This is a genomic window from Pontibacter kalidii (assembly GCF_026278245.1).
Taxonomy (GTDB): Bacteria; Bacteroidota; Bacteroidia; order Cytophagales; family Hymenobacteraceae; genus Pontibacter; species Pontibacter kalidii.
This window is the reverse complement of sequence record NZ_CP111079.1, coordinates 2,995,529-3,015,662: the sequence shown is the minus strand read 5'-3', so window position 1 is coordinate 3,015,662 and position 20,134 is coordinate 2,995,529. Positions and strand designations below refer to the sequence as shown.

Below are 20,134 nucleotides of genomic sequence, written 5' to 3'. Positions count from 1 at the left end.
GGTTAGTTAACCTATAAATCTCATTTAAGTATTCGCACAAAACGGCTCGGGGTGTATTTCTTTAGGAGGCGTTTTAATCTACCACGCATCCTGTAAGTGATAAACTGAAGGGGAGAGGTGGTATAAGGCTGCATGGCCTGCTGTAAGAGCGCCTCCACCTCCTTGTACCCAAAGCGTTTATGCTGCAGGTATTGTTTCAGCCATTGCAGGTATTGCTTCCGGACCAGGTGATAGCTTGGAGTATGTTGTGAGGAGCCCACCAGCGAGTCTGGTCGTTGCCGGTAAAGGTTAAGATGCCCGGAAGAGATGTAGACTGGCTCAGTGAGGTAGAGTTTGCTCAGGAATACCTGGTCTTCATACATCCCTCTGAAGGTATCTTCAAATCCCCCAATCCTTAGCAGAATCTCTTTTTTAAGTATGATTCCGCACATGCACGGGGCGGCACCTTTGCCCAGGGGGTAGAGAGTGAGCATGAGTTGGGGAGGGTGATAAATCCTGTCCTGCTCAGTACCAATATATACGACCTGGTTCTCCTTTTCCGGTAGGTTCCAATCATACCAGTACACGGTTGCCTCACAAAGGATGGACACCTGCGCTTGCTGCATCAAGTTAAGTTGCGCTTCCAAATACGTTGGCTGCCACACATCATCGGCATCCAGAAAAGCTATCAGTTCTCCTTGAGCCTGTCGCAAGCCAAGGTTCCTGCTGGCACTCAGTCCTTTGTTTATATGCCCTTCATGTGCGCAGTACGTGATGCTGAGCGGGTAGGCAGCGGCATAGCGCCGGGCTATACGTGTGCTGTTATCAGAGGAACCATCGTCAATGAGTAGCAGCTGCCAAGCTGTATAAGTCTGGTGAAGCACGCTTTCGATCGCCTCTTCCAGGTAGCGCTGCTCGTTATAAAAACAGGTGATGATAGATACTTTAGGCTTCATACACACGTATTGTCAGGCGTTTATCCAGGTGCTCATGAGTTGATCAAGCTGCCGGCCGCTCCAGTCATCGACAAGGAACCTGCCCACCCCGTAGCCAGGAGTGCCGTGTTTTACAGGGCAGTTGCTGGTGGTGACAGCAGCCTTAAACCCGGCCTTGGCTGCCAGGCTGGCCGTATTCTGGGTGTAGCTTCCATAGGGGTAGGCAAGCAGGCTCACGGTTGTAGCAGCGCAACGCTCCAAAAAAGCCTTACTTTCCAGCATCTCCTGCTGCTGGGCCGCTGCTGGCAGACAGGCAAGGTCCGGATGCGAAACAGTATGGGCGCCAAGGGTAAACAACTCGTGCCGGGCCAGTTCCTCCAGTTGTGCTGTGTCCATGCTATAGGTGCTTTCCTTCTGGAGGGAAGCACCCGCCCAGGCCTTTAGCTGCTGCAGATAGTGCTGCTGCTGTTGGCTCGGAAGCGGCCTTAGGGCTTCCCATAGTTGGAGAAAGAGGGAGGCTCTTGCTGTGGGTGGTGCTTGTACATAAGCTTTCCAGTGGCGGTGCTGTTCCTGCATTGCCTCCGTCAAGTGCCCCTCTATTCCCAGATCAAAGCTTATGGCGGTGTGCGCTACATGGAGATTTAACTTGGCGGGTAAATCCTTGGAGGAGAGTATCAGGTGCTCCAACTCATCCCACCAGAATGCTTTTTTGCTGCCTATGTTTCCTGAACAGATAAAGAAGGTCGCTGGCAAGCGGTATTGGACAAGCAGAGGTCTGGCCACCAGGAAGTTGTCTGCATAGCCATCATCGAAGGTGATGGCGACGCTGTTTCTTTTTACCTTTTGCCTGACAAGATCATCTGCCAGCTCAGCCAGCGGGATGACACGCCACTTGGTGTGCAGCATCTGCAGATGCTGCTCAAAGTGGTGGGGGCTGACAGCCAGCCTCCACACGTCAGACTCCACTTGTGCCACACGGTGGTACATGAGCACCAGGCCTCTGGGCCGAAGATAACGTTTTAGGGTATGGGTAAGACTTCTGATCATGGTACCATGGGTTTGGTGGCCTTCACGGTTATGATTACCTGGTAGTGAGGGTCATCGTACATCAGTTTGGTCTTAGGTACCTCGGGCAATCCCATTCCGTACAGGAAAGCAGTGGCCGTGAACACATTCCCATAAGGAGTTACTTCTGAGATGCCTCCAGGGAAAGTTTCTTCCATCAGCCGCTTCATGGATTTGTCGGTAAAGGACCAGTACCAGGTTTCCTTCCACTCCCCGTGGTCGATGGGCGTGATACCGGGTACCGTGAGTAACAGCGCGCCTCCTGGTTTGAGGATCCGGAAACAGGTATGAAGGGCTTCTGTGAAATGGTAAATCAAATGCAGGGTTTGCGTCAGGATGATGCAATCAAAGGAGTTATCAGGGATATGGGGCGCATGACTGATATCGCCGACCAGCGTGGCACTGGGGTTGCTTTCATCCACATGCAGGATATCACTTTTAGTTACCCTTTCCCCCCCGTAGGCTAGGGTGTAGCTGTTATCCCCTATCTCCAGCACCCTTCCTTTAATGTCATGTGCCTGATCGCCCAGGAACCGTTCAATGTAGTAGCGGTCCACGGGCCCGCCCCGGTCATACCCAAACTCGGTACTAAAAGGGGTGTACCTGTGAAAGTGACCGAACCGCACGCCTCCAACGGCAGGCGTACGATCCATTGTGAAGATGGAACTTAGCTTTTTTCTGATCTTACCTGAAGGGAGTATTTGTATCATCTTGTTAAAAATGGCTATAGAACTGGTGCTGCTGCGCAAGGTATGGAGGGAAAGATCCGGGTCATTTTTTAAAAAGCTAAGGTAATCGTGGAGGGAGAATCCGTTCACCTTAGTAAGCTTGTGGGCCAACTGTTGGGTATAGAATGCTTTCCAGATGTTGATGCCATCCCTGTAGGCGGCCTGCTCTATCGTATTTTGAAGATGCTGCTGTTGCCAGGCAAGCACCTGGAGCGTTGTCTGAAGCATCAGCTTGCTATCCCCCGACATATTCGTGCCGTGTTGGCGATAAACAGCCATGAGATGGCCGTGGTGCAGGACCGGGTGCCGGCGGGTAACACGCAAGTAGAGGTCATAGTCTTCGCAGGCTTTCAGGGAAGTATCATACATAAAGTTGTCAAACACCCATCGCCTGAACATGACCGCTGCGTGCATGCCGATATAATTCCCCCTGAGCAGGTGTTGGTAATGATTGCCCTCCACCTGCCTTACCACGGGCTGCACCTGGTTAGTGGAGGGGAAAAAGAGGGTATAGCTGCCTGAGACAAATGCCAGCGCGCTGTTTTCTAGCAGCAAGCCTGCATTAACCGCCACAGCATCCGGGTAGAGACAGTCGTCGGCATCCAGGAAAACAAGAAACTCTCCTTTGCTATGCCTGATGCCTGTGTTACGCGCGGCAGACAAGCCTTTGTTTTCCTGGTAAATGTAGGTGAGAGGGCGCGCAGCCTGCGCCACAGTAGCCGTGTTGTCTGTAGAGCCGTCATCCACAACAATGATCTCAAGCGCAGGATAGGTCTGTTGCCGCACACTGTCAATAGCCTCGTGCAGGTAGTGCCCATGGTTATAACAGGGGATGATGACGGAGACCAGGGGAGACTCTTTCGTATACATCAGGGCTAGTTATTTAGGTGAGGGCTTAGAAAATCGGCTCCTGTTTCTGTGGTAATAGACCAAGCCAGAAAGCATACCTTGTACTTCTACCCACACTGTACTTAACCTGGAACGGTACCGGGGGAATCCCCTGATGATCATTCTTAAGTAGTGTTTAGGTAGCACCTTTGATAAGTGTTTTTTGTAATTGGCCTTATGGTGCTGGTGTTGTTGAAACAAGGCAGCTGCCGTAAAGCCGCGCATGTAGTAATAAATCTGTTTTTTCAGCTCCTTAAATTCTTTTCTGTGCTCATGAAAGACCGCTGCTCTTGGGTTATAGTGAATAGTATGGCCATGAGCCAAAATTCTGAACCACATCTCCGAGTCCTCGCTGCAGCCGGAGGCACCCGCGCCTAGTTCTTGGTGGAAGAGCCCTACTTCCTCGAAGATCGTTCTCCTAAACGCCATATTGGCTCCCGCTCCTATTTTCCAAACGGGCGGTCCAAAGGGTAGGGTAGTGCTGAAGTAAGCCGCGTCGTAAAGAACATCTGCATAGCCCCGGTTAAAGCTCCAATGTTTCTCAAAAATTAACTGAGCCTCTGTCTGTAGTTCTGACACTATGACTAAGCCCGTCATGGCAGCTACATTGCTTTCCTCAAAGGTTTGCCATACTCTGTATACCCAGTCGGGGTGCACCGTCACATCATCGTCAGTAAAGGCAATAATGGGGTGAGATGCTGTTTGTATGCCGGTGTTTCTGGCATTGGAAAGCCCTGGCCTTAGTTCTCTTACATAGCGCACATCACGAAAAAGTGCCACCACGTTTTTCGTAGCATCATCGGAGGGGGCATTATCCACTACTACAATCTCCTCTGGCAGGCACCTTAGCTGATGAAGGGTGGATAGGCACTTATGCAAATGGTTGGCCCGGTTGCGGGTGCAGATGACAACCGATACCGGCACCCTCGCCGGTATCTTGTCGGCTGCACTGGTTGTGAAGAATGATGCCATCAGGCTGAGCCATTCTTCTGTTTTCCCGTCGGCCAGGAGGTGTTGCCAGCAGCCCCCCAGCTTATGGGCCTTTCTTATGTATACTTTAACAGCTGGCTTTATGGCTTCTATCAGCCTGTCGTGATACTCCTCCTGCGTGAGTTGGTGACCGGGTTCTATAAACATATGGCCTAAGGCAATGGAATCCCACCAGAATACCAGGTAGCTGCCAGGCCTTGTGTAAAGCGTATGCAGCGGGGTGTCTAGCTGGTCGAGGTGAATATGGGTGATCTTATATAATGGCTGTTGCTGCATGCTGTTACCTGCTTGTCTGTAATTCCTTGTTTTTGCTCTCTAACCTGAAGGGGAACTTAGGCCGTACGGCACCCCACCATTTTTCAAAGTAATGTATGTCTCCACGGTAGTCTTCCACGTCGAAAGAAAGGCATTCGTCCAGGTTATACAGCGGAACGGAAGCCTCCTTGGCCACCGTTAGCGTAATGTAGTAAGAGCCGTCGTTGAGGAAGTTTCCCGGGATGGTACATTCCCCCTCCACGATACCTTGCTGGCAGTCTGCAGCAGGGGAGAGCAGGTCAAAGATGCAGTCGCCCGTGTAGGAGTAGAGTACGATTCCTACGTTCAGGCTCAGGTCACCTTGCATGTTCCAGAACTCAAACCGTACCGTGAGGGGCGTGCGCACATCGATAATACCATCCGAATACGCCACATGTGGAATAAGTTCTACCTGCTTAAAGCGAATCACCTGATTCCCTGGAGCCTCCTGAGGAGTTTTCCATGCTTTCCCCAGTTGTAGCTTCTGCAGGCTAGCGATGTATTTGTTCACCACGGAGGAGGAGGGGCCCATGTCTCTCATAATTCCTTTATTCAGCCAAATAGCCCTGTCGCAAAGGGTATTTACTGCCTGCATGCTATGGCTGACAAAGAGGATGGTTCTGCCATCAGTCTGTGAGACTTCCCGCATTTTTCCAAGGCACTTCTTTTGGAAGTCGGCATCCCCTACTGCCAGTACCTCATCGACAATCAAAATGTCGGGCTCCAGATGGGCCGCCACTGCAAATGCCAGCCGCACATACATGCCCGAAGAGTAGCGCTTGACGGGTGTGTCGATGAAAGCCTCTATGCCGGAGAAGGCTACGATCTCATCAAACTTGGCTGCTATCTCAGCTTTATTCATCCCCAGGATATACCCGCTGATATAGATATTCTCGCGCCCGGTGAGCTCTTTATTGAACCCGGTTCCTACTTCAAGCAGGCTGCTGACCTTGCCCCTGCCTTTCACAGAGCCGGTCGTGGGCTTTACTATCCGGGAAATGATTTTCAGTAATGTTGATTTACCGGATCCATTACTGCCAACAATGCCCAGTGATTCTCCCTGTTTAACATCAAAGTCAATGTGCTGCAAGGCCCATATCTGATCGGCTCTGGCATCAGGCAACACCGCGCTGTTCACCTGAAAGAAGGGGTCCTTTTTACCGAGCACATATAGGTTCCACCAATACTGCAGGTCCTGACGGAAGGAGCCGGTGCCAATGCTTCCGAGCCGGTATAGCTTGGAGATGTTCTCCACCTGGATGATCTTTTCTGACATACCTTCTCCCTATACTACGTCTATCAGTTTGTCTCCCTGCTTGTTAAACAGCAGCAGCGCCACGCTCAGGAAAGCAGCGGCAAACAGCACACTATACAGCAACTGCACAAAAGAAACCGTGCCTTCCCCCAGCAGCGAGAGGCGGAACGCTTCAAATAACTGCGCCAGTGGATTTAGCCGGACGATCCATCGCACCTTTTCCGGAACTGCGGAAAGAGGGTAGATAACAGGCGTTACATACATGAGCAGGCGCACCCCTAAACTGATGATATAGCCCATATCCCGGTATTTGGCTGTGAGAACCGAGAAAAACAGCCCCATACCCAGGGCAAGCACCGCTGTGGCGGTAACGACTACCGGGAACCAGAGCAGGGCCACCATACTTATGGGTGAGCTTAAGCCTTGGAACCACCAGTAATAGGCGACAAGCAACAGCAGGAGCATGAGTTGAATCAGAAAATTATAGAACTGGGTGCTTATCACGGAAAGTGGCACCACCAGGCGCGGGAAGTACACCTTGCTGAAAAGGTGGGCATTGTCTTTAAACGTGGTGGCTGTACCTGTAAAGCAGTCGCTGAAAAAGCTCCACAGGATGATACCCGAAAAGTAAAAGAGTACGGGCGGCAAAGTGCCGGTCGAGATGCCAACGAATTTACCGAACACCACTACATAGGTAGCTAAGGTGAGTAGCGGAGGGAAAAGGATCCAGAAAGGACCCAGGATAGTTTGCTGATATCTTAGTAGAAAGTTTCTTTTGACCAAGCCAGCCATCAGGTGACGGAAAGACCATAGCTCCCTTAGGTTGGTCCCCCAGTAACTGGTTTCGCTCGTAATCTCCCAATCCCAATGTGATTTCAATTCAGACATGAAGCTCCCCGTGATTTATAGTATGCCAACATATGGAGCAGTTCAGCTATCGTAGCTGCTTTTTGCCTAACTGCTGGCTTATTGAGAAATATCTCTTTGGGTACCTTTTACGATTAATTGCACTTTAAGTCTAAATTTTTGAAATAAACTTAAAAAGTAATTCTGATAGCTTTTGTTAAAGAAAAGCTGGAAGGGGAGGAGCAATGCAGCGACGCAGGGGATAATAAAATCAGAACGAGCAGGTAACTTGTTACCTGCTCGTTTGTAGTTGCCCCTGGCACTCTTTCGTAACGAATAATTACTGCTTGAGCAGCTTAAAGTGGTAGGTCTTATTCCCGATGTGGGCCGTCAGGATATAAAAAGATGTGTCTTTGAGCCCGCTCAGGTTAAGCGGCAGCCTGGTAGAGCCCTTCGGAAGTAGTACAGATTTGTGGAGGAGCTTCTTGCCTTTGGTGTCGGTCAGGGTCACGATCAGGTTCTCTTCTTTCTCCATTTCAAGCTCCAGCGTAACCATCTCTGAAAAGGGGTTTGGGTATACTGAGAGGGACAGTTTGGACTGCCCAAAATCTACTGCTCTCACGAAGGAGTAGGTGGTGGTGCCATCCAGGTCGATCTGGCGCAGGCGGTAGTACCTTGCCCCATACTTACCGGGCTCCTTATCATGGTAAGTATAAAGTTGCCGCTGAACTGAGTTGGGTGACTTGCTCTTTACAAACCCAAGCGCCCTGAAGTAGCTGCCATCCTCAGATACCTCCACGTCAAAGCCATGGTTGTTTTGCTCCGAGGCCGTTTCCCACTGCAGCAGCACCTCCATGCCCTGTTTCGCTACTGTAAACTTGGCCAGCGAAACAGGCAGAGGCGCTGGCATTGACTGGCTGCTGGCTACAGTAAAAGGGGAGAAGGAGTTAACCCCGCTCAGGCTGATACGGTGCGAGCCGGCGGAGGGGCCCTGTGTTACCTTGCCTAAGCTACTTTCCATCACCTGCCACTCGTCGTTCTCGTAGTGGCTTACATAGCTTTGGGCGCGGTTAAACGTCTCTGGCTCATCATCAGTAGCCCACTGCAGGATCATCGTTACATCAGAACCACCCTTCGTTTCCTCCTCTATCTGCCATATCTTCCTGATCGTGATCTCATGATCAGTCGTGTCCCCTGTACTTGCAGCGCTTTCCTCCACCCGGATACTGAAATTATCTACTACACCATCGTTACGGAGCGAGACGGGCGCGTAGCCACTGGAGGTGCCAACCGGGAACACCTTCATGAGCCCTGCTGCCATTCCTGCATAAGTTAGCAGGCCTGTGCCGTTTGTTATAATGTAGCTGCCAGCATTGTAATTCAGTATGCTGCCACTCTCTTCTATCAATAGGTTGTTGTCGCCCAATTGCAGCTTGCCCTGTTTTAAGTCGAGGTGATTGCTTATGGTAACGGAGCCAGCCAGTTTTCTGGAGCCCCCGCCCTGCAACAGCAAACTGCCGTAATTGCCTGCGGGTATGGTTTGGGGCGCCTCGCTATTAAAAATGATGCTGGAGTTTGGGTGGATACGGAGGTTGGCCGTTTCTAAAGTACCGTGTAGCTCCAGAGCGGCATCCTGTTCAATGGTAAGGAGGCCAACAGCGTCTAAATCATGCACAAGGCCGCGTTGCCCTGTTTTTATACTTGGGAAAGCTGGTGCGTTGGATGGGATACTGGTGTTGATGTGTGGCGTAGGTACACAGGTGCTCCAGTTCTGGCCGTCGAACCAATCGGTGGTGCCGCTGGCTCCTGTCCATTGGGTTGCGTCGGTGTCAATAACCTGCACGGTATGGTGCGCGGCCTGCGGCTGTCCCTGTGCGTCTGTATAAGTATAAACCAATGCGTGGTTGCCAACACCCGCTGCCTGAGGAGTAAAAAAACCTTCTTCTGTTACCCCAGGGCCAACGTAAATCCCGCCTGCTGCATGGCCGAACGAAAGTGGTTGCGGCCCTCCGTAGAGACAGGCTTTACTATTGTCCGTGACCTGATGGGCTCCTATGCAGAGATCGGTGCGTTGGGTGATGCTGTTGCCCCAGAAGTCTGTTTTTCCGGTGTTTAGACCGAAGTCAGCCTGCAGGTTAAGCCCTTTGCCAACCAGGGCAGAGGTAATGTCCAGTTCATAACCCTGCAATGTGTACAGGAACTGCGGGTTGGAGATGGTTATACTTTTGCCGGGGCCTTTCAGCTTCGGGTCCAGGGCGAACCCGAGTGCTATGCCGTTACGCGATTCTTGTGAGGTAGCCGTGCGCCAAGCGGAAAGTGATTTGTGCACTGTACCTCCCCAGTTAAAAGTAGCCGTAGCACCAGACGACCAGTAATTATTGCCTTCAAAGCGCACGTTAGCCGTAACATTAGAGTCCACTTGCACCAACCTTACGCCGCCAGTTGTCACGAACAGGTTGTTTCGGAAAGTTGCAGCCGTTGCACCACCAGCCTGCACCCATACTGCCTTGGGTGCCCCGCTTGTTGCCGGCGACAGGTAAATGGTGTTGTTGTAGATCTGGGCATTTTGGATGCCACCGTTTGAGCCGGAGGACCAGAGGTGGATAGCGCCATACCCGTTCTTTCTGCCATCGTTCTCACTGATATTGTAGCGGATGGTCAGGTCCTTCATCTCCTTGGCCTTATCAAACTGCGCTAACAGATAGCCCGCCCCCTCGTTATCATGGGAGTAATTATACTGCAGTATGCAGTTCGTACTGCCTCCGTCGATGTCAAATCCGCCGCCGTCCTTCGTGGTTCCCGTTTTGTTGTGGTGCGACTCGTTGTACTGGATGATAACATTGTTGCTGGTATAACACCAGATACCTACAGGGCCACCATTCTTCCAGGCGTTCAGCCACCCATTGTTATAGGCCTCGCAGAACTCGATCACTCCCCCGTCAACACCGCCTATTACAATGCCGTTACCGCTGTGGGAGTGTGTTTTGGTGGAGATGCCGGCGTTGTTATAAGCTTTGGTGTGTCCTACATACACATTCTGGTGCGCCAGGAGCCTATCCTGCGCCCAAACAGCTATGCCTGCATCGCCGTTATCATGGGAGGATGTATTGGTGATGGAGACATCGCGAAAGCCCTGGTCTGTGTCCCAGCTGCCAATGCTGACGCCGGCCTCGCGATAGCCGTAAACCTCCACGTTATGGATCGCAATATAAGGTAGCATGGTGTTGAGCAAATCCATGTAAATTTCCACACCGGCAGTTGTATTGACTGTTCTGCCGGCTCCCTCAAACACCAGGTTCTCTATTTTAAAGCCAGAGGTATTGTAAAGCCAGAAGCCTTTCTGGGTGCCGCTCCTGATCACGGCTCTTCCGGTGCCATAGGATCGTAGTACGATCGGGCTCTGCGGGGTTCCTTTAACTTCTTCCCCAAAGCCCAGGCTCCCCTCAAAAATCTCTTCTCCCTCAAACAGGATGGTATCTCCCGGAGCAAAATGGGTGTCGTTTACTTTATCTATACTTGCCCAGGCACTTGTTTTTGAAACACCGGAGTAACTATCGTTGCCGGCACGGCTGACATAGTAGGTTTCTGCCTGGGCACACAGGCTGCCAAGCACCATCACAAAGCTGATGGTTAAAGATAAGAGCCTCATAAACTGCAATACTTAAACATTGGAGGCTAAGTTACCCGCAGGCCTGCTGATGGAATGTACCTGTGCTGTAGGAAGCAAGTTCAGCGGGCTCTGACGCATACTTGCCCGCATGGTGCGCCAGCAAGCGAGGTGTAGAAGGGGCTATACGTAAGTATTCTGGAGGGTAGGCGTACACCATAGAGACACTAGAAGGTAAGAAATTAAAAATTGTATTAATTTTTGCAATACTTAATTTGCTAATCCCTGCAATAGTGATAATTATTTTGCTCCGAACAAAACCGCTCACGGAAAAGTGTATGAATAATGCCTTCGATGACGAGACTAGCTACTGCTGCTTAGTACATGTCGTGGCTTGCTCTGATGTGTCTATTCGATTAATAGTAAAGTGAATTGTGGGGTGTAAGAGGCGGGAGGCTTATCGTTTATACTTATGATTTTGCCTGAATAAATTATACTTTGGTTTGCACTGCAGCAGCGGCCTGCATGTTATTACTATGACAATGATTAGGTTGTAAATTTAACTTTTAGAGGATGTTAGTCCTCGGATGTCGCGTGATGTAAATGGAAGGTCTACTACTTATGGGGCGCACAAGCAAGTAGAGTAAGGGAATTGTATATAGAAGTGGCCGCTGCAGATACAGCGCTGCAACGACCACTTTCCCTGTATCGGAAACTACTTACAACCTATAACCCAGCAAGAAGTAGAGGTGTTTCGCCTTTGCGGAAACACTGTTGATGGCGGATGTATTCTCATTCACCTCATACCTGACGCTTACTAGTACTGCCTTTGCTCCGAGAGGGATAGACATGCCTGCACCTGCCGTCACGCCCAGTGTGCGCTTTCGAAAGCCGCCTTCACCAAAAGCTTCCTGCTCTCGTACTCTTGGTTCGTCCGGGTTAAAGTAATCTGTGCGGGTAGATTGCTGCGTTACCTGCACAGCAAAATTGTTTACGACTCCTGCGCTAAAGTATGCCCTTAGCTTACCATTAGGGTAAGTATACATGAACTGAACTGGCACTTTCAGGTAATCCACATCAAAAACTACGTCATACTCATAGTTAAAGCCAAGGCTGTTTCTGTAGTTGAAAGAGGCTGTCTGCCTGAAAGGCATGTAAAGCAGGTCTGCCTGAATGGAGAGCTTTTCGTTTAGCCTTGGGACGGTGACATTGGTGGTGATACCGCCCCCCAGCCCTATGGATTCGTTTTTATACTTCCCACGGCTTGCCGGGTGCTCATCGCCTTTCAGCGTAAAGGTGCTGGAAGTATAGGTGAGAGCAGGGGCAATGGTAAAGACAGGCTTCTTTCTGTCAGCTTTTTTTATGTCAGTTCCGCCGCCCACGCATTGGTTGTATGCTTCTGTTATGTCAGCCAGGGCGCTAGCCGTGAACATCAAGGCTTTAAATCTGCTCGCTTTTATCTTTTCACAGTCCGCAAAGGCTACAGCGATCGTGTTAGCATAATCCCGTTTCTTCGCTTTATATAGCTTACCCGAGTTCGTGTCTTTCAGCATAATCTCCTCGTAAATGAGTTCTATTAGTGGCTGACCCTCTTTTTTCAGGAAGTAACGGTCTCTCTGGAACGAGTCACGGTAATAGTACACGCTTGCCCGGCCCTTAACCAGCACATCCAGGAACACCCGCTCCTTTGTTGTATCCGCCTCTGCTGCCACAGGAATATCAAACGCCTCGAACAGTTTCTGCCCGTTTTCAAAGCCGTAGGCCGTTATGTCATGTGGCGTAAAGGTTTTTTCGGAGGAACGCTCCTGTTCTTTGAAAGTCGTTACCACAGAGCTGCGCATGGGCCCCCTGTAGTCTACCAAGCCGCGGACCGTATCACCGTGCTGCACAATGTAGCCGGGCTGAAAGCTTCTCTGGGCGAAGGAGAGGCTGCAAACAAAGAGTAAAAGGAGGGTAATGTAAAGTTGTTTCATGGAGGAATGGAAGTAGTTAGGGCTTGAAATATGCAAATAAGTGATTTTAGTAAAATTTACATATTTCTACTATATATAAAAGCAGAATGTAAGGCTTAAAACAAAAAACTCCCCTGCCGGAGACCAGCAGGGGAGTTTTGTATGGTTTGAGTTTTAGATGCTTATTTGTTGGTGCTGCCGTCTACTTCCTCGTAGTCTACATCGGTTACGCCGCCGTCGTTGGCTGCACCCTGCGGACCGCCAGGCTGGCCGTTGCCACCTCCTGCTTCAGCGCCTGGTGCTCCCTGGCCTTGTGTTGCAGCGTACATTTCCTGAGAGGCTGCACTCCACGCGTTGTTCAGGTTCTCAAGGGCTTTATCGATGCCAGCGATATCTTTGGCTCCGTGAGCAGTTCTCAGCTCGCCCAGCGCGTTCTCGATATTCGATTTGTTACCGGCAGATAGCTTGTCGCCATACTCTTTCAGCTGCTTCTCAGTCTGGAAGATCATGGAGTCGGCTGTGTTCAGCTTCTCGATCTCTTCCTTGGCTTTCTTATCAGCTTCGGCGTTGGCCTCCGCCTCCTTACGCATTTTCTCGATCTCCTGCTCGCTCAGGCCAGAAGAAGCCTCAATACGAATCTTCTGCTCTTTGCCTGTCGCTTTATCCTTCGCTGTTACGTGCAGGATACCATTGGCGTCGATGTCGAAAATAACCTCGATCTGCGGTACGCCACGCGGTGCCGGCGGAATGTCGGACAGGTGGAAGCGGCCGATCGTGCGGTTATCCTTAGCCATTGGGCGCTCGCCCTGCAGCACATGGATCTCCACGGATGGCTGGTTATCCGAAGCGGTAGAGAAGGTCTCAGACTTCTTGGTAGGAATCGTTGTGTTAGACTCGATCAGCTTGGTCATCACGCCACCCATTGTCTCAATACCGAGTGAGAGCGGCGTTACGTCCAGCAGGAGCACGTCTTTTACCTCACCTGTTAGTACGCCACCCTGAATAGCGGCACCAATGGCCACCACTTCATCCGGGTTCACGCCTTTAGAAGGCTTCTTGCCGAAGAATTTCTCCACTTCTTCCTGCACCTTCGGGATACGGGTAGAACCACCTACCAGAATCACCTCATCGATATCAGAAGTAGAAAGACCAGCGTCCTGAAGCGCTTTTTTGCAAGGCTCCATGGAGCGGCGGATCAAATCGTCAGACAGTTGCTCGAACTTGGCGCGGCTGAGTTTGCGCACCAGGTGTTTCGGCACCCCATCTACCGGCATGATGTAAGGCAGGTTAATTTCTGTCTCCTGAGAAGAGGAAAGCTCAATCTTAGCCTTTTCAGCGGCTTCTTTCAGGCGCTGTAATGCCATCGGGTCTTTGCGCAGGTCCAGGCCTTCGTCTTTCTTGAACTCATCGGCCAGCCAGTTGATGATCACCTGGTCAAAGTCATCACCACCCAGGTGCGTGTCGCCGTTTGTGGAAAGTACCTCGAACACGCCGTCACCCAATTCCAGGATCGAGATATCGAATGTACCGCCACCAAGGTCAAACACCGCGATCTTCTGGTCGATGCTTTTCTTGTCCAGGCCGTAAGCAAGCGCAGCGGCGGTTGGCTCGTTGATGATACGCTTCACCTCAAGGCCTGCAATCTGGCCGGCCTCTTTGGTAGCCTGGCGCTGTGCATCATTAAAGTATGCTGGAACAGTGATAACCGCTTCTGTGACCGTAGTTCCCAGGTACTCCTCGGCAGTAGCCTTCATTTTCTGAAGCACCATTGCGGAGATCTCTTGTGGCGTATATTGTCTGTCGCCGATCTCAACGCGTACGGTGTTGTTACCACCCTGTACCACTTTGTAAGAAACCTGCTTTGCCTCCTCGCTCACCTCGTTGTAGCTGTGGCCCATGAAGCGCTTGATGGAAGCAATCGTGTTCTGCGGGTTCGTGATCGCCTGGCGCTTGGCAGGATCTCCTACTTTACGCTCGCCGTTTCCGTTATCCAAGAATGCTACGATAGACGGAGTCGTGCGGCGTCCTTCGCTATTAGGTATAACAACCGGCTCGTTACCCTCCATTACGGCAACGCAAGAGTTTGTAGTACCTAAGTCAATGCCTATTATTTTTCCCATTCTATAGTTTTATTTATAGTTGCTGATTCAATTTTCTTTTAAGGTTACTTCTGTTTTAACAAGGTATGTGCCAACAGGAAGATCGCCTCTTTTTTATGTCAATCTGTCAGCACATGGCTACCCGCCCATACTTGTTGGCTGAACTGCCGGAGCAAACCTGCCGTCACTGCGACATAATTACTGAAGAATACTTTACTTACAGCAAGTGCTTCAGATTGTAAAAGCAAGTATAAACCGAAAGGGTGCTGCCAGCGAATGATTTTACAGGAAGCGCTTTTCCGGAGGGGCGCAAACAATACCCATTTCCAAGATTAGCTTCGGATGAGAATGGTGTGGTTTGAGGGGAGGGAAACAAAATGCAGCTATTACCGGAATCCGGCGCTCAGCTGCTGCACTTCCGCTTTATACGCAGGCAGGATATCGCTCAAGCCCTCTTTGGCCGCAGCATAGGTTATCTCCACCTGCTTTTCGCCTAGCCGGTAGCCTAGCAGCCCCTGCTGTTCCTCTGTCAGGTAGTATAGCTTGTCTGGCTCCGAAGCTGTGGAAACAAGATAGGTGCGGAAGTTGAAGCTGTTTTGGATGCGGTGCTGGGTGGGGGCGCGGTTCTCGAGGTAGCGCTGCGTTACCACCGTGTCCAGTGCAATGTTGCTCTGTATCTGCACAATGCTGCGGATTTCACCCTCATCAAACTTCCAGCGGTGCACCTGGTGTTGCCCCTGCTGTTGCTGGATGTAGGTGGCCTTGCTCAGGTCGAGGTTGGCCACCAGGGCGAACATTTGCAGGTCCTGTGCCACGGTTTGCACGGTGGGGCTCAGGTTGCTGTTGTCGCTGATGAAGTAGCTGTTGGCCTGCTGCAGGCGGCTGAGGTCTTTCTGCAGGTCCCGCTGCAGGCGCAGCTGAGATGAATCGGAAAGTATAAAGGAGAGGGGAAGCAGGAAACTTAGCAGTAGTGTTGACATCGGTTGGCTGATTTTTGTGCTTTATACTTCTTCCACTCAAATCCCGTGCTAGGAAATTACAGCGGCGAGCTATCCATCACCGTCCAATTAATCTTCCCGTCCTTCACTTCATACTTCAGGAGCATGTAACCGCCAATGTGGCCGTCCTCATAGTAGGCCAAGGCGTAGCGGTCGTTCAGGATGCGGGTGTCGCGGATGGCCATGGTGCCGCCCAGCACGCCTTTGGTAGGCAGGAGCGCCTCTTGCTTGCGGCTCAGGTCGTTCATCAGGTCGGTCTCCGGGTTTTTGAGGCCCTTGCGCTTCAGGCGCTGGATATCGGCTTGGCTCAGGCTGCCCAGTTCGTCCACAAAGGCGGCACCGCCCGGAGGCACCAGGTTCATCGTGTCGGGTGGCAGCACCATTTCCTCCAGCGAGTCCACGGCCGCGGTCTGCTCCTCCAGTTCCTGGTCAATCTCGGCCACCTGGCTGTCGGCAATGCTCAGGCGACTCTCAGCCTCGTTTTTCTGCCAGTAAAAGTATAGCGCCAGAAACAGGAACACGGCGGCCAGTATCCAGGGAAGTATGTTTTTCATCGTTTTATTGGTTCGTGTGATGTCAGCATAATGCGTAATAATATACCAATTTGCTAATTTATACTTTGGCAATCGCAAAAAGTGCTGGTTTTCTTAAAATTTCTGACAAAAGAAAGCCTGCTCCGGTTACGAAGCAGGCTTTATACTTACAAGGAGGCCTTTTGTCCTAAGTCAAAAGATCTTTTGTCATAGATTAAATGGTCTGGTTCACGTCGAACTGCTCCAGGTAATCGGCCACACGGCGCACGAACATGCCGCCCAGCGAGCCATCCACCACGCGGTGGTCGTAAGAGTGCGACAGGAACATGAAGTGGCGGATTCCGATCAGATCACCTTCCGGCGTCTCGATCACGGCTGGCTTTTTCTTGATCGCGCCCACCGCCATGATGGCCACCTGCGGCTGCATGATGATCGGCGTGCCCATCACGTTGCCGAAAGAGCCCACGTTAGACACGGTGTAGGTGCCACCTGCCAGGTCGTCCGGCGTCAGTTTGTTCATGCGGCCACGGTTGGCCAGGTCGTTCACCTTCTTGGTCAGCCCGTTCAGGTTCAGTTGGTCGGCGTTCTTGATGTTGGGCACGATCAGGTTACCGCTAGGCAGAGCCACAGCCATGCCGATGTTGATGTCCTTATGGCGGATGATGGTGCTGCCGTCCACCGACACGTTGATCATCGGGAAGTCTTTGATGGCCTTGGCAATGGCGTCGATGAAGATCGGCGTGAAGGTCAGGTTCTCGCCCTCGCGCTTCTTATACTCATTCTTCCACTTGTTTCTCCAGTTCACGAGGTTGGTCACGTCGGCCTCCACGAAAGAGGTAACGTGCGGAGAGATGCGCTTGCTGTCTACCATGCGGTCGGCAATCATCTTGCGCATGCGGTCCATCTCGATCAGCTCTGTGTTGCCACCGTAAGAAGCAGCCGGTTTCACCTGAGGGGCAGCAGCCTGCGGCTGAGCGGCAGGGGCTGTCTGTAGCTGTACTTGTGGAGCAGCCGGAGCCTGTGCCTGCGGAGCGGCAGCCTGGGCAGGAGCGTTTTTACGGCTCTCTACATACTCCAGAATATCTTTCTTGGACACGCGGCCTTCCTTGCCGGTACCCGGAATGTACTCCAGTTCCTGCATCGAAATGCCTTCTTCGCGGGCAATGTTGAGCACCAGCGGCGAGTAGAAACGGCCAGCGGCAGGCTGGTCTAGCCTGGCTACAGCGCCGGCAGGGGAAGCGGCAGCTTGCTGTGGCGCGGCCTCAGGTGCAGCGGCGGCAGGGGCGGGAGCCTCGGTAGTAGCAGGGGCAGCAGGAGTACCGGTGTCCTCACCATCCGTAGCGATGACAGCGATCGGAGCGCCAACGGCTACCACATCACCCTCCTGTACCAAAATCTCCTTCAGCACGCCGCTTTGCAGGGCAGGTACCTCTGTGTCCACTTTATCTGTAGCTACCTCCAGTACCGATTCGTCCTGCTCAATGGTGTCACCCACGCTTTTGAGCCATTTGAGAACGGTACCTTCCATGATACTCTCGCCCATCTTGGGCATAACCATTTCTACAAGTGCCATATGTGTCGTTATTCGTTGATCGTTTTTAATTCAGGAAAAGATGCAGGGCTCTAAAAAGGAAGTGAGTACTAACCCCTTTTCAGGCCTGTTGTATGAAAAGTTCAGACAAAGTTAATTATTTTAGCCTATTCCTCAACCGTTGGCTCCAAACTTTGGCGCAGCAGGTTCAGCACAGCCATGGTAGTGTATTCTATATTGAGCAGCCTGTTCTTGTTGTAATTGAGTAGCTTAGCTTCCGTTTTATACTTGTCGGCATAGGCGATCCAGATCGTGCCCACCGGTTTGTCTGGCGTGCCGCCATCCGGCCCGGCAATGCCGCTGGTGGCAAGGCCGATATCTGTGCTAAACTGCAGGCGTACGTTCTCGGCCATGGCCCGCACGGTAGCCTCGCTTACGGCGCCATGCTGTTGCAGGGTTTCAGGTTTTATGCGTAGCTCCCGTATTTTCACCTCGTTGTGGTAGGCGATCACGCCGCCCATGAAGTAGGCCGAACTGCCGGCTATACTCGTAAGTTTGTGGGCCACAAAGCCGCCCGTGCAGCTCTCGGCCGTGGCCACCGTCAGGCCGCGCTCTTTTAGCAACTGCCCGGTGGCCTCCTCCAACGGCACCTCGCCGTAGGCGAAAATATACTTGCCGATGAGGGGCGGCAGCTTGTCCACTTCCTGCTGCAGTTCCTGCTTTAAAATAGCCTCGTCCATCCCTTGGCCTGTCAGGCGCAGCCGCACCCCGCCCAGGTGCGGCAGGTAGGCCAGCTTCAGGTGCCCGGGCAGGCTGGTTTCCCAGTCCTCCAGGCGCTCGGCAAGTATGGATTCGGCCAGGCCCACGGTCTGTATGACCTTATGAATGATGTGCGGTGTTTTAAAGTATGATTTGAGCTGCGGCAGCACGATGTCTGTCATCATGCGCTTCATCTCAAACGGTACCCCCGGCATCGACACAAACACCTTCCCGTCCTGCTCAAACCACATGCCCGGGGCCGTTCCCAGCGCGTTGCGGACCGGCATGCAGCTTTCCGGCAGAAACGCCTGCTGGCGGTTCAGCTCCGTCAGCTCGATGCCCCGCACCTTAAAAAGCGCGGCGATGTCGGCCAGCGAGGGCTCGTGCAGCCTGAGCGACGTATGGAAGTAGTCGGCCAGCACGTGCTTGGTCAAATCGTCCTTGGTGGGGCCCAGGCCGCCGGTGATAAGGATGATATCGGCGCGGGTTTTAGCCTCGTCCAGTGCCTGCACAATATGCCCGGCATTGTCGGAGATAGAGGTAATTTGCTTTACCTTTACCCCGATCTTGGTGAGTTCAGTGCCCATCCAGGCGGAGTTGGTATCTACGATCTGGCCGTACAGGATCTCGTCTCCGATGGTGATAATCTCAGCAGTAACTGCTTTCATCTATAGTTGTGGTCTGATTTGTGTTTAGCTTTCTTAAACCTGATAAAGGTAAAGATGTTGTGGCAGCTTGCGTAAAAAACTGTCGTTATACTTTTTTCCATACAACGGATTGTTTGGCAAAGGAGATGGGCATGGCCTGCCTGAAGTATAAAGAGAGAGCCCCTGAGAAGTATGTTGCCGGCTTGTAATTTTTTTCACTTGGAAATTCTTTTGTCCTGATATTTAATTAACGGAATCAATACTTACCCTTTATGAAGAAACTGATTTATACTTCTGCACTTGCCCTGGCGCTTGGCGCCTCTGCCTGCACCGTAACCGACCTGCAGCGCACCATGGATGGCGTGCTGGCTGGCACCGCGAACGCACCGCTTACCCAAACCGAAGTGGCCGCCGGCCTGAAGCAGGCGCTGGAAGTGGGCATTACGAACGGTGCGAAACAGGCTTCCCAGACGGACGGTTTTTACGGAAACTCCCTCATCCGGATCCCATTCCCGAAGGATGTGCAGCGTGTGGAGAACACCCTGCGTCAGGTGGGTTTGGGCAACGAGGTAGATAAATTCATCCTTACCCTGAACCGTGGTGCCGAGGACGCGGCCAAAAGCGCCGTGCCGATCTTCGTGAGCGCCATCAAGCAGTTAACCATACAGGATGCCTGGGCTATACTTCGTGGCGACAAGGACGCTGCCACCAATTACCTGAAGCGCACCACCTCGCAGCAGCTGTATGATGCCTTTAACCCGGTGATGGTCAAGTCGCTGGAGAAAACGAACGCCACCCGCTACTACGCCGACCTGGTGAACCAGTACAACAAGATCCCGTTGGTGCAAAAGGTTAACCCCGACCTGGACGATTACGCCACTCAGAAAGCCATAGACGGCCTGTTTACGCTCGTGGCAGCGGAGGAACTGAAGATACGCGAAAACCCGCTTGCCCGCACCACCGAGCTGCTGCGCAGGGTGTTCTCCCAGCAGAACCAGTCGTAATCAGGTATCATATTTAGCCTTTCG

The 20,134-nt window shown here is 52.0% G+C and carries 14 protein-coding genes; 1 reads left to right on the top strand and 13 read right to left on the bottom strand.

What is annotated here, in order from left to right; all coding sequences use genetic code 11:
• Positions 1–20: 20 nt before the first annotated feature.
• From OH144_RS12620 to OH144_RS12560, 13 genes are all read right to left on the bottom strand, one after another.
• Positions 21–935 carry a glycosyltransferase family 2 protein gene (locus tag OH144_RS12620; protein WP_266202600.1) on the bottom strand — a complete coding sequence of 305 codons (915 nt, stop codon included), beginning with the start codon at positions 933–935 and terminating at the stop codon, positions 21–23.
• Between the two features lie 12 nt (positions 936–947).
• Positions 948–1,961, bottom strand: coding sequence for a polysaccharide deacetylase family protein (locus OH144_RS12615; protein WP_266202599.1), 1,014 nt, complete (start codon positions 1,959–1,961; stop codon positions 948–950).
• Entirely contained in the window at positions 1,958–3,577 is a 1,620-nt protein-coding gene (locus OH144_RS12610) for a glycosyltransferase (RefSeq protein WP_266202598.1), read from the bottom strand. The genes OH144_RS12615 and OH144_RS12610 overlap by 4 nt, the downstream gene beginning before the upstream one ends.
• Before the next feature lie 9 nt (positions 3,578–3,586).
• On the bottom strand, positions 3,587–4,861 hold the full coding sequence (locus OH144_RS12605; protein WP_266202597.1) for a glycosyltransferase family 2 protein: 1,275 nt from the start codon (positions 4,859–4,861) through the stop codon (positions 3,587–3,589).
• Between the two features lie 4 nt (positions 4,862–4,865).
• On the bottom strand, positions 4,866–6,155 hold the full coding sequence (locus OH144_RS12600; protein WP_266202596.1) for an ABC transporter ATP-binding protein: 1,290 nt from the start codon (positions 6,153–6,155) through the stop codon (positions 4,866–4,868).
• Between the two features lie 9 nt (positions 6,156–6,164).
• Entirely contained in the window at positions 6,165–7,022 is an 858-nt protein-coding gene (locus OH144_RS12595) for an ABC transporter permease (RefSeq protein WP_266202595.1), read from the bottom strand.
• 298 nt (positions 7,023–7,320) lie between these two features.
• Positions 7,321–10,629 (bottom strand): T9SS type A sorting domain-containing protein, encoded by a 3,309-nt coding sequence (locus tag OH144_RS12590; protein ID WP_266202594.1) that lies wholly within the window; start codon positions 10,627–10,629, stop codon positions 7,321–7,323.
• Positions 10,630–11,306: 677 nt separating this feature from the next.
• Positions 11,307–12,560: a porin family protein gene (locus OH144_RS12585; protein ID WP_266202593.1), complete on the bottom strand. Its 1,254-nt coding sequence runs from the start codon at positions 12,558–12,560 to the stop codon at positions 11,307–11,309.
• Positions 12,561–12,721: 161 nt separating this feature from the next.
• Positions 12,722–14,659, bottom strand: coding sequence for a molecular chaperone DnaK (gene dnaK / locus OH144_RS12580; protein ID WP_266202592.1), 1,938 nt, complete (start codon positions 14,657–14,659; stop codon positions 12,722–12,724).
• Between the two features lie 365 nt (positions 14,660–15,024).
• The gene (locus OH144_RS12575) at positions 15,025–15,618 is read right to left on the bottom strand and encodes a hypothetical protein (RefSeq protein ID WP_266202591.1); all 594 of its coding nucleotides are present in this window, start codon (positions 15,616–15,618) and stop codon (positions 15,025–15,027) included.
• 56 nt (positions 15,619–15,674) lie between these two features.
• Positions 15,675–16,190, bottom strand: coding sequence for a hypothetical protein (locus tag OH144_RS12570; RefSeq protein WP_266202590.1), 516 nt, complete (start codon positions 16,188–16,190; stop codon positions 15,675–15,677).
• Positions 16,191–16,383: 193 nt separating this feature from the next.
• On the bottom strand, positions 16,384–17,742 hold the full coding sequence (locus OH144_RS12565) for a dihydrolipoamide acetyltransferase family protein (RefSeq protein ID WP_266202589.1): 1,359 nt from the start codon (positions 17,740–17,742) through the stop codon (positions 16,384–16,386).
• 125 nt (positions 17,743–17,867) lie between these two features.
• Entirely contained in the window at positions 17,868–19,127 is a 1,260-nt protein-coding gene (locus OH144_RS12560) for a competence/damage-inducible protein A (protein WP_266202588.1), read from the bottom strand.
• Positions 19,128–19,378: 251 nt separating this feature from the next.
• Here OH144_RS12560 and OH144_RS12555 point away from each other — a divergent pair, with 251 nt between their 5' ends.
• Positions 19,379–20,110 carry a DUF4197 domain-containing protein gene (locus OH144_RS12555; protein WP_266202587.1) on the top strand — a complete coding sequence of 244 codons (732 nt, stop codon included), beginning with the start codon at positions 19,379–19,381 and terminating at the stop codon, positions 20,108–20,110.
• The last annotated feature ends 24 nt before the right edge of the window (positions 20,111–20,134 follow it).